Annotated in this window: 6 protein-coding genes and 1 pseudogene; 2 read left to right on the plus strand and 5 right to left on the minus strand. The window is 53.4% G+C overall.

Going from position 1 to position 10,497, the window contains the following annotated elements; translation table 11 throughout:
• Positions 1 to 12 precede the first annotated feature (12 nt).
• Positions 13 to 1,119, plus strand: coding sequence for an S-methyl-5-thioribose-1-phosphate isomerase (gene mtnA / locus DW082_RS07430; protein ID WP_055205539.1), 1,107 nt, complete (start codon positions 13 to 15; stop codon positions 1,117 to 1,119).
• A gap of 54 nt (positions 1,120 to 1,173) precedes the next feature.
• Positions 1,174 to 1,473, plus strand: coding sequence for a hypothetical protein (locus DW082_RS07435; protein WP_101570975.1), 300 nt, complete (start codon positions 1,174 to 1,176; stop codon positions 1,471 to 1,473).
• A gap of 92 nt (positions 1,474 to 1,565) precedes the next feature.
• Here the strand turns inward: DW082_RS07435 and DW082_RS07440 are convergent.
• The 5 genes and pseudogenes from DW082_RS07440 to DW082_RS07460 form a co-directional block, all read right to left on the minus strand.
• A pseudogene (locus tag DW082_RS07440) lies at positions 1,566 to 2,854 on the minus strand (hemolysin family protein).
• 105 nt (positions 2,855 to 2,959) lie between these two features.
• Positions 2,960 to 3,718, minus strand: a complete 759-nt coding sequence (gene tpiA / locus DW082_RS07445) for a triose-phosphate isomerase (protein ID WP_055205541.1) — start codon at positions 3,716 to 3,718, stop codon at positions 2,960 to 2,962.
• A 50-nt stretch (positions 3,719 to 3,768) separates the two neighbouring features.
• Entirely contained in the window at positions 3,769 to 5,493 is a 1,725-nt protein-coding gene (gene lysS / locus DW082_RS07450; protein ID WP_118458057.1) for a lysine--tRNA ligase, read from the minus strand.
• A 119-nt stretch (positions 5,494 to 5,612) separates the two neighbouring features.
• Positions 5,613 to 8,294: an outer membrane beta-barrel protein gene (locus DW082_RS07455; RefSeq protein WP_118458059.1), complete on the minus strand. Its 2,682-nt coding sequence runs from the start codon at positions 8,292 to 8,294 to the stop codon at positions 5,613 to 5,615.
• 136 nt (positions 8,295 to 8,430) lie between these two features.
• Positions 8,431 to 10,029, minus strand: coding sequence for an O-antigen ligase family protein (locus tag DW082_RS07460; protein ID WP_172970757.1), 1,599 nt, complete (start codon positions 10,027 to 10,029; stop codon positions 8,431 to 8,433).
• Positions 10,030 to 10,497: the final 468 nt, after the last annotated feature.

Genomic DNA, 10,497 nt, shown 5'->3' on the forward strand with positions numbered 1-10,497 from the left:
GAAAACTGAATCATGGGACAATTGTTTACCGATTTGCAGGCGGTCCGGCTGGATGTAGAGGCGAATGCCGTTATCATTCTGGATCAGACGAGCCTGCCCGGTGAGAAAGTTTACCTGTCGCTATCGACGAAGGAAGCGGTATGGGACGCTATTCACCGGTTGAAGGTTCGCGGTGCGCCGGCGATCGGCATTACGGCGGCTTACGGGATTTACGTGTGTTGCAAATCGCTGCGTGCGAGGAAGTTCGATGACTTTTACAAGGGGTTCGTCGAAATCCGCGATTATTTCGAATCGTCCCGTCCGACGGCGGTGAACCTGTCGGCAGCGTTGGAGCGGATGGAACGGTGCGTACTACGCAACCGGGAACTGCCCGTTTCCAGGATTAAACGGCAAATGCTGCGCGAAGCTCTGGCGATTCGGGACGAAGATGCCGCCTCGTGTCACCGGATCGGCGTGTACGCTCTATCGCTGTTGCGTCCCGGAATGGGGATACTGACGCACTGCAATGCCGGTCATTTGGCGGTTTCGGAATACGGAACGGCTTTGGCTCCGGTCTATTTGGGGCAGCAGCAGGGTTATAATTTCAAAGTGTATGCCGACGAAACGCGTCCGTTGCTACAAGGCGCGCGCCTGACCGCTTACGAGTTGCGTTACGCCGGAGTCGATATCACGCTGATATGCGATAACATGGCTTCCGTAGTGATGCGGAAAGGCTGGGTACAGGCGGTTATCGTCGGTTGCGACCGGATCGCGATGAACGGGGATACGGCTAATAAGGTCGGTACGTCGGGACTGGCGATCATGGCGCGGCATTACGGGATTCCGTTCTACGTGCTGGGGCCTACGTCGACGATCGACCGGCGCTGTCCGGACGGGAATGCGATCGTCATCGAGGAGCGCGGATCGGAAGAGGTGACCGACATGTGGTATGCCCGGCGTATGGCTCCGGACGATGTCAAAGTCTACAATCCGGCTTTCGACGTGACCCCGGCCAACCTGATCACGGCGATCGTTACGGAACGCGGAATCGCCCGTGCCCCGTACAACGAAACGTTCGAACGGTGGTTCGGGGAGGAGGAAAAGGACTCCGCCGAGACCGGTTCGAAAACGGAGGAATAAGGTTATTTCAGAAAACAAGAAGATGGTTGAACGAGCCCTTTAAAACTTCATGCTATGGAAATATTGGACGATCATGGAAATCCGGTGCAGAACGTTCCGGTGCAACAACAACCCGCAGAACAAACGCCCGTCGTCTCGGTGGGCGAATGGATGTTGGTCATGCTGATACTCGCGATTCCGCTGGTTAATATCGTGATGCTGTTCGTCTGGGCTTTCGGCGGCGGGGTTAACAAGACGAAAGCCAATTACTGTAAGGCGTCTTTGATCTGGATCGCGATTGCGATCGCGATGTGGATCATTTTCTTCTCGTCGATCATGGGGATGATGGCCGGTCTGAAAGCGCTGGGCAGGTAAATTATTCCGGTATTGAAAAGCGGGGCGGAAAATTTTGGTTCTCCGCCCTGCTTCTTGTTTTGCCGGTTTCTTGTTCCGATTCCGACGTTATGTTATGCCGGTTCGCCGTTCGCAGCCGGTTTCATGGATACGAGGACTTTGTCGATTCGGGCCGCATCCATATCCACGATCTCGAAGTTGAAATTGCGCCACGAAAGCTTTTCGCCGGTTTGCGGGATATGTTCCAGCTCTTCGAGGATCAGCCGCTGAGCGTGTTGTAATTGAATTCGTTGTACAGTTCCTCCTGGTCGAAGAACGCGAGGAAGTCGTAGAACGGGATCTGTCCGTCGATCAGATAACTGCCGTCGTCGCGGGCGACGATGTCCTGTTCTTCGCCCGCTTCGGGCATCGAGCCTACCAGCGCCTTGATGATGTCTTTGAACGTTACGATCCCTTCGATACTGCCGAATTCGTCGGTGACGATGCCGTAGCGTCCGCCGGTCGTCCGCATCAGTTCGAGCGCATTGTAAACGCTCAGGTTCTCCGGAATGTATTGGGCCGGGCGAATCACTTTCGACAGCGAGAATCCCTCTTCGTCCAACCGTCCGAACAGGTCTTTGAGGTACACTACGCCGGCGATCGAGTCGAGATTCCGGTCGGCCACCGGATAGGTGTTGAACAGGTTGTTTTTGACGATTTGTTCGATCTCGTCGTTCGTGGCGTCGATGTTCAGCCACACCAGTTCGCTGCGGTGCGTCATGATCGACCCTACGTTGCGGTCGCCGAGGTTGAATACGCGTTCCACGATGTCCTGTTCGACTTCCTGGATCTCGCCGCCGACGGTTCCTTCCTGGATGATCGCTTTGATCTCGTCTTCGGTGACTTTGCTTTCTCCCAGCGTATTGATTCCGAGCAGGCGCAGCATGCCGGAAGTGCTCTTTGACAGCAGCCATACGAATGGCAGCGCGATTTTCGACAGTACGTTCATCGGCCGCGCCACCAGTTTGGCGACCTTTTCGGCAGCCTGCATCCCGATTCGTTTCGGGACGAGCTCCCCGACGATTAGCGTCAGGTAAGTGACGATCGCAACGATCAGCGTCTGGGCGATGGCTACCGCGTGCGTCCGCAGCGGCTCGATCGTTGCGATCACTTTGCCGAAACTCTGCGCCAGCACCTCGCCGGAATAGAGACCCGTCAAGATGCCGATCAGCGTGATGCCGATCTGGATCGTAGACAAGAATGTATCGGGGCTGTTGGCTAATTTGAGGGCGGTACGCGCCGCCCGGCTGCCTTTTTTGGAGTCCGCTTCGAGGCGGGATTTCCGGGCTGACACCATCGCGATTTCCGACATCGACAATAAGCCGTTCAAAAGGATCAGCCCGATAATTATGACAATTTCCATTCAGATATGAGAATAGTTACCGCGCTAAGATAAGCAAGTTTCGCAGAAAAACAAAGGGGCCGCGGTTCGAAACCGCGGCCCCTTCGTTTGAAATCCGGTAACAGATTATTTCGAAAAACCTTTGCCGATGCCGATAAAGTCGGACGCTACCAAAGCGGCGCCTCCGATCAGGCCGCCGTCGACGTCTTCCTTGGCGAAAAGTTCGGCAGCGTTGCTCGGTTTGCAGCTTCCGCCGTACAGGATCACGGTATTGGCTGCGGCGTCGCCGAATTTTTCGGCCAACACCTTGCGGATGAACGCATGGATTTCCTGAGCCTGTTCCGCGGTAGCTGTTTTACCGGTTCCGATCGCCCATACGGGTTCGTAAGCGATGATCAGTTTCGAGAACTGTTCCGGGGTCAGGTTGAAAACCACTTCTTCGATCTGCGCGCGCACCACGTCGAAATATTTGCCGTTTTCGCGTTCTTCGAGTTTTTCGCCGACGCAATAGATCGGGATCAGGTTGTTTTCGTAGGCCTGAACCATTTTCTTGTTCAGCGTAGCGCTGGTTTCGCCGTAATATTCGCGGCGTTCGCTGTGGCCGAGAATCACGTATTCCACGCCCAGCGAAGCGATCATCTTAGCCGAAACTTCGCCGGTGTAGGCGCCTTTGGCTTCGGCGGCGCAGTTCTGCGCTCCGACGGCGATGCCGGTTCCTTTGGCGTTCTTTACGATCTCGGACAGGTGCGTAAACGGCGGAATTACGATGAAGTTCACGCACGAGCAAACGTCGCCTTTCAGTGCGGCTACGCCTTTCAACAATTCTACGCCTTCCGCAGGGGTGGTGTTCATTTTCCAGTTACCTGCTACTACTTTCTTTCTCATAATTTTTCGGTATTTAATCCTTGATGTCTTTTCGTTGATCGGTACTGCCGTTACTCCACCCACGTTTTTACTTCGTCGGCAGTCGGGTTTTTCAGTCCCAGCTTGTTTTTCTTGTTATAGCCGCACAGGTCGTTGAACAGCTTGCCTGCCGACAGTTTTTTCAGTGCGTCGACGGTCAAAAAGCCCATTTTCTGCAATACCGGAACCCATTCGGCCGGAACGCCGGCCGCCGCGTATTTCTCTTCCGGATCTTTCTGCGCCGCTTTTTCGGGCCGCATTTGCGGGAAGAACAGCACGTCCTGAATCGTCGTCTGTCCGGTCATGAACATCGTCAGTCGGTCGATTCCTATTCCCATTCCCGAGCAGGTCGGCATACCGTATTCGAGCGCTCGGACGAAATCCATATCGATAAACATCGCCTCGTCGTCGCCTTTTTCGCTGAGCCGCAACTGTTCCTGGAAGCGTTCCAGTTGGTCGATCGGGTCGTTCAGCTCGGAATAAGCGTTGCACAGTTCTTTGCCGTTGACGAACAACTCGAACCGCTCGGTCAGGTCGGGGTTGTTGCGGTGGCGTTTACACAGCGGCGACATATCGATCGGGTAGTCCGTTACGAAAGTAGGCTGGATTAGATCTTCTTCGCAGTACTGTCCGAAGATCGCGTCGATCAGCTTGCCTTTGCCCATCGTCTCGTCGGTTTCCACGTTCAGCTTTTTGCAGGCTTCGCGCAGCTCGCCTTCGCTCTTGCCGGTGATGTCGAAGCCGGTTTTCTCGCGGATCGCATCGGTCATCGTAACGCGGCGGAACGGCCGGGCGAAACTGATCTCACGACCGTCGATCATAACTTCGGTCTTGCCGTGCAACGCTTTTGCCACGCGTTCGAGCATCTCTTCGACGAATCCCATCATCCAGATGTAATCTTTGTACGCGACGTATATCTCCATTACGGTGAACTCCGGATTGTGCGTACGGTCCATACCTTCGTTGCGGAAGTCCTTGCCGAATTCGTATACGCCGTCGAATCCGCCGACGATCAGTTTCTTCAGGTACAGCTCGTTGGCGATCCGTAGGTAAAGCGGGATGTCCAGCGCATTGTGGTGCGTGACGAACGGACGGGCCGAAGCTCCCCCCGGAATCGATTGTAGGATCGGCGTTTCGACCTCCACGTATCCCTGCTCGTTAAAAAACGCGCGCATCGTGTTGACGATCTTGCTGCGTTTGAGGAATACTTCGCGTACCTGCGGATTGACGATCAGGTCGACATAACGTTGGCGGTAACGCAGTTCCGGATCGCTGAAGGCGTCGTATACCTGCCCATCCTTTTCTTTGACGACCGGCAGCGGGCGCAGCGATTTGCTCAGTACCGTGAGTTCTTTGCAATGCACCGACAGTTCTCCGGTCTTCGTAATGAAGGCGAATCCCCGGATGCCGACGATGTCGCCGATATCGAGCAGTTTTTTGAAAACCTTGTTGTACAGCGTGGATTCGGGATCGCCATTGCAGATGTCATCGCGTTTGACGTACACCTGAATCCGGCCGGTGTGGTCCTGCAGTTCGAAAAACGAGGCGCTTCCCATGATCCGCCGCGACATGATCCGTCCGGCAATCGAAACCCCCTGGAAATTTCCTTTGTCGGGATCGTACTCCGCAGCGATCCGCGCGGCGGTTGCCGTCACTTCGTATTTGGCCGCCGGGTAAGGCTCTATGCCCAGTTTACGCAGTTCGGCCAGCGAGTTGCGCCGGATCTGTTCCTGTTCGCTAAGTTCAGAGATGCTCATAGGGTGTGGATTGATTGCAAAAGTCCGTAATAAGTAGGCTGCAAATGTACGAAATTTCCGGTTGTTTTTAAAAAAGTTTAGCAAATTCTTGTTTTTCCTGTTCCGGCGGTTTCCGGATGCTAATCTCTCTTTTTCAGTTTTCCCGTTTTGTCGAATTTGTAACTGAGGTTCAACATCAGATAGCGTCCGGAGCGTTGCGTCCAGTTATAGCTGATGTAGTCGGCCAACATGCTGGTCGAGAAGTTGGCGGTGCGGTTCAGCAGGTCGTAGGCGGTGATGTTGATGTCGCCCTGTCGTTTTTTGAACAGCTTGCAGCCGAACGTTAGGTTCAGGATGTGCGTGTTCACGTCGCCGTCGGCGTACGAGAAGTTGTGGTAGAGCGAGTAGTTGTAGTTGGCCGTGACGTATATCTTTTTGACGATGTTGACGGTCAGGTTCGTCGCTACGGTCTGGTTGATCGTGTTGTTGTCCGATTTCCGGGAGTTTGACGTGCGGTTGTACGCCGTATTGGTGTACAGCGAAAACTGGTAGACGAGGGATTTGTTGCCGATCAAGCTGAGGCTGAGGTTCGGAGAGAGGCTGTTCGTGTAGTTCAGCTCGTCGCCGATATAGGTGGGGCGCCGGCTGTAAGCGCATCCGGCGTTAGCGCTGAACGTGATGTCGAGCGCTTTGACCGGCAGCGAGTAGCCGGCGCCGAACCGCATCGATCCGGCGCCGTTCACGTTGACCGGCGTGGTCAGCGTAGCGCCTTTCGGAGCGATGTAGCCGTTGTATTCGGGCAGCGGCGTGTCTTCGGTGAAGAATACCTGTTTGGTGGCGATCTCGCGGGCGGTGACGCTACCGTTGAAGTTGAGACTGAACGTGCGCGATTTTTCGGTTTTGGCGGCGGTATATCCGATGTATACCGAGTGCATGTTGCTTTGTTTCAGATCCGGATTGCCGCCCGACAGACTGAGCGGATTCTGGTAGTTCAGTTCGTTGCGGAGCTGTTCGACCCCGGGCTGTTGCGCGTTGGACGAGTAGTTGACGTAGATGCGCCGCGTCGGGCTGATCGTATAGTTCAGCGACGCCGAAGGCTGGAAGCTGCGGAACGTGATTCGGTCGCGCCGTTCGTCCGGGAACGCTTCGTCCTTGTTGAGCCGGGAAGACCGGTATCCGGCATTGACGGCGAAGTAGAGCTTCTCGGTGAAATGGCTGATGTTGAAGGTGTAGTTCTGGGTCGTATAGTTGCGCGAGTAGTCGTAGGTCAGCGAGGTGTCGACCTGCCCGGTGAAACGGTCGACGGCAAGCCGTTTCGACCGGCTGTTTTCATAGGAAATGTGATAATTGACCCCGACCGAGTATTTTTCCTTGAAACGGTAGAAGTAGCCGATGCCGCCCGAAACGGAACGGTTGTGGCCTTCGGCCGTGTTTTCCAAGTAGGTGCGGTCGCTGGTTGAAGAGAGCGAATCGACCTGCCAGCCGTCGTCGTTGTTTTTGCTCAGCGTGCCGTCCGCGGACAGGTTGAATCCGTGCTTCCCTTCTTTGAACGCATGCGACCAGGCCAGGTTTTCGGAGATGTTGTAACTGTCGCCGTCGCTGCGTTGCGAGGTGGCGACCCGGTTCAGCGTTTCGCCGTCGAGCATGTTCAGCGCGCCGCGGTAACTCCGGGAGACGCTGCGCGAGAAACGGGCGTTCGGGGCGAAAAACAGAAAGTCGTTTTTCGTATTGTAGCGCATGTGCAGCGAGACGTGGTGGTTCTGCGATCCGTTTTCGGTTCTGGACGTATCGTCGTAAGTGCGCGACTGGTAATCCTCGGTCGGAAAATAAACCTGCCGGGAGATCGACTGCGAGCGGTTGAAATCGTTGTTGTAGCTGTAATTGCCGTCGATGAAAAATTCTTTCCCCCAGCGCTTCGAAAAGTCGGCCGAGGCGTAGGTGTTTTTATTGTAGCCCGACCCCTGGCTGCTGTTGTTGGTTCCTGCGCGTACGCCCATGCTTCGTTTTTCCGAGAAATAGCGGTATGTCCCGCCGGCCCGGTAACGCTCTCCGTGCCGACCGTCGGCCCCTTCGTCCAGGTCGGTTCCGTAGCCGCCCTCGACGCGGACGTTGATGCTCTTTTCGGGTTTGCTGCGGGTTATGAGGTTCATGACCGTGCGTTTTTTTCCGTTCGCGTTGTTCTTGATTTTTTCCTCTTCGACCAGCTCTTCGTATACCTGGATATCGATCACGTCGCGGGCTTCGAGGTATTGCAGCGCCGATTCGGAATTTTCCCCGAACAGCGGCCTGCCGTCGACGTAGGTGCGTTCGACGACTTTCCCCATCACGGTGATCTTTCCGTCTTTGACTTCCATGCCGGGCATCCGCAGCACCAACTGCATACTCTCGTCGCCGGGCAGCACTCGTATCGCTTCGGCGTGGTAAATCAGCGTGTCGCCGCGCTGCCCCATCAGCGGGCGTTCGCCCTGTACGACGGCCGCTTCGAGCTGGTAATCGGCCGTTCCGAGCGCCACCGTATCCATCCGCGTGCCTTTCGGCCCGATCCGTACCCGGCTCGAAAAATCCCGGTAGCCGATGTATGAGATTCGGGTGCGGACGAGCGTATCGCGTATTCGTCCGATCGAGAAAGCTCCTTGCCTGTCGGTGATTACGGTGACCGTGTCGAAAGGCGAAGCGACGGTTACGGTCGCTCCGATCAGCGGGACACGCTGCGCCGAATCGACCACTACGCCGTGCAGTGATCCCGTTTTGGTTTGGGCGAGCGCGGTACCTGCCGACAGAAGCGATAAAAAGGCGAAGGTAAAGCGTATGTAGGGTTTCAAAGGTGTTAGGTTTGGTTGCCAAGATATAGTTTATCCGGCGGTTTTCCAAAGAAAACGGACGTTGTTAATAGGAATTTCTATAATTTGAAAATTCGGCGTACGGAGCTGTATAGGAATGTATGTTTTTGGAAGGTGTTTACTCTCCCTTTTCGAGTAATTTTCCTATCCGGTATCGTATCAGAGATACGGTTTCCGAAGGAACTTTTACTTTCATATCGATCATGTGCCGGGCCAATGAGACGGCTTCTTCTTCCCTTGCGGTTTTGTCGTAAATTTCAACCAGTTGATATAATGGAACAAAACGGTTAGGGCACATATTTGAAGCCAGTTTTGCATGTATTTCGGCCTGTTTGTAATTTCCGATCCGGAAATAGTTGTCCGCTTGGATTATTTGTAAGTCGCAGTCATTGAATTGCTTTTCGCATTCGGTTAAAATCAGGCGGCTTTGTCTGTATTTTCCGATACGGTTGAGCACGGCTCCGTAATTATATAAAAACAACGGTTCGCCGCCTAAATCGGAATACAAATCGTCGTATCCTCTGGAATTTGCTTCTGCGAGGATCGTTTGCTTCGATTTGTTCCAATGTATTTCCGATTTAATCCGCCTGACAGTTGTGGAGATCGAGAAAAGGGCGAAAGGAATTACCGATAACCGAATTATCCGGATCGGAATCCTGCGTTCGGGCGTTTTTTCCTTTCCGGTCACCAGGAACAGATCGAGCGTTAGGAAACAGAGCATGATCGTATAATGCAACGGGTAGCTGAACAAGGCAAGAACAGCTATTGCCGCAATCGAGGTCAAACCCGTTTTTTTGTATGGAGTTTTTTTCGGAGATATGAGCAACATAGCGATGAAAAGACCGCCCAGGAGCAGGATTCCCAATAGACCGAAACTTACCGCACATCCGAGATACTCATTGAAAGGGTGTTTGGTATTGTCTGCCAGCGGAGCCAAGCGGCTGTCCGGTTTTTCGGCGAAATAATCGGCCTGGTATAACATGTATTTGGCGGTAAATCCGTTTGGCCCGTGCCCCAGCAGTGGCCGGTCCCGGATCATATTCCAGGAGCACTGCCAGATCAGCAGGCGTCCGTCCGCCGAATCTTTTTTGTACTGGTATAGTAAAACCGTACATGCGATCAGGAAAAAGAGCAGGAAAGCGCCGGATACAATCCGGATGCGGCGGCAGAAGCGGCGAAACAGCCCCCGGGGCAGCGATAATAGTCCTATGGTGATGGCGGCTACGATACCGGCTCGTGATTCCGATACGACGATGGCGGTGATAAAAAGCAGTGTGCCGCTGATGCCGACTGTTCGATTCAGCGTTCCGGTTTCCCGGATCAACAGGATTGCGAACGGCAGCAATGCGACCATCGTTGCGGCGAATCCGGCCGGGTTATCGAAGTGCCCCTGCGCTCCCAGAACGGATTTGTTTTGTAACAGTCCGTAAGTGGCTTCGCAGCAACCGGTGGCGACCAGCGGAATAAACAGCCTGCGGATCGTCGTTTCGTTAAAACAATATTTTAGCAGTAAAAACAGGCTTCCGATCAAACCGGCGGAAAACAGCGGTTCGGCGGACGGCTGTCCGGACAACAAGCAGAGGCATCCTATGGCGGTTAGCCATATATAGAGAAACTGTTCTCCGCGGTTTAGCGAAAGAACTTTGCGCGGGAATATTCCGCACAATCGGATAGACACTACCGATAAGACCAGAGCGGTAACCAATCGCAGTGTCATGGATTGTTCCGTATTCCAATCGAAGTAATGCGGCAACAACACACTTCCGATGCAACTCACTAACATAAGTACGATGCCTACTATTTGATACATGTCAGTCTGTTGTATGAGGTAGCGGATTTTAATCGATCGTCAAATCAAGATCCGGCTGAAACCGATTTCAGCCGGATCCTGAAAAAGTGCAATAACGAAAGTCCTAACTGCCAAAAATTTTATCGCGAAAAATAATAAAAGATCTACACGACTGCCAGGCTCCATCTTATGGCACGTGAAATGATTTTATTTTTAATAAAGATGTAACAAATAAATAACTATTAACAATTAGGCTGGTTGAAAAAGCTCTAAACCAAAAATGAGACTGGATACTACTTATTACTAATACTATTCCCAATATCATAAATAGGATATAGAGGAGCTAATACTATTCCCAATATCATAAATAGGATATAGAGGAGCTTTTCTTTGTCT

The sequence above is a fragment of the Alistipes sp. AF48-12 genome (assembly GCF_003477565.1).
In the GTDB taxonomy this organism is placed as follows: Bacteria; Bacteroidota; Bacteroidia; order Bacteroidales; family Rikenellaceae; genus Alistipes_A; species Alistipes_A hominis.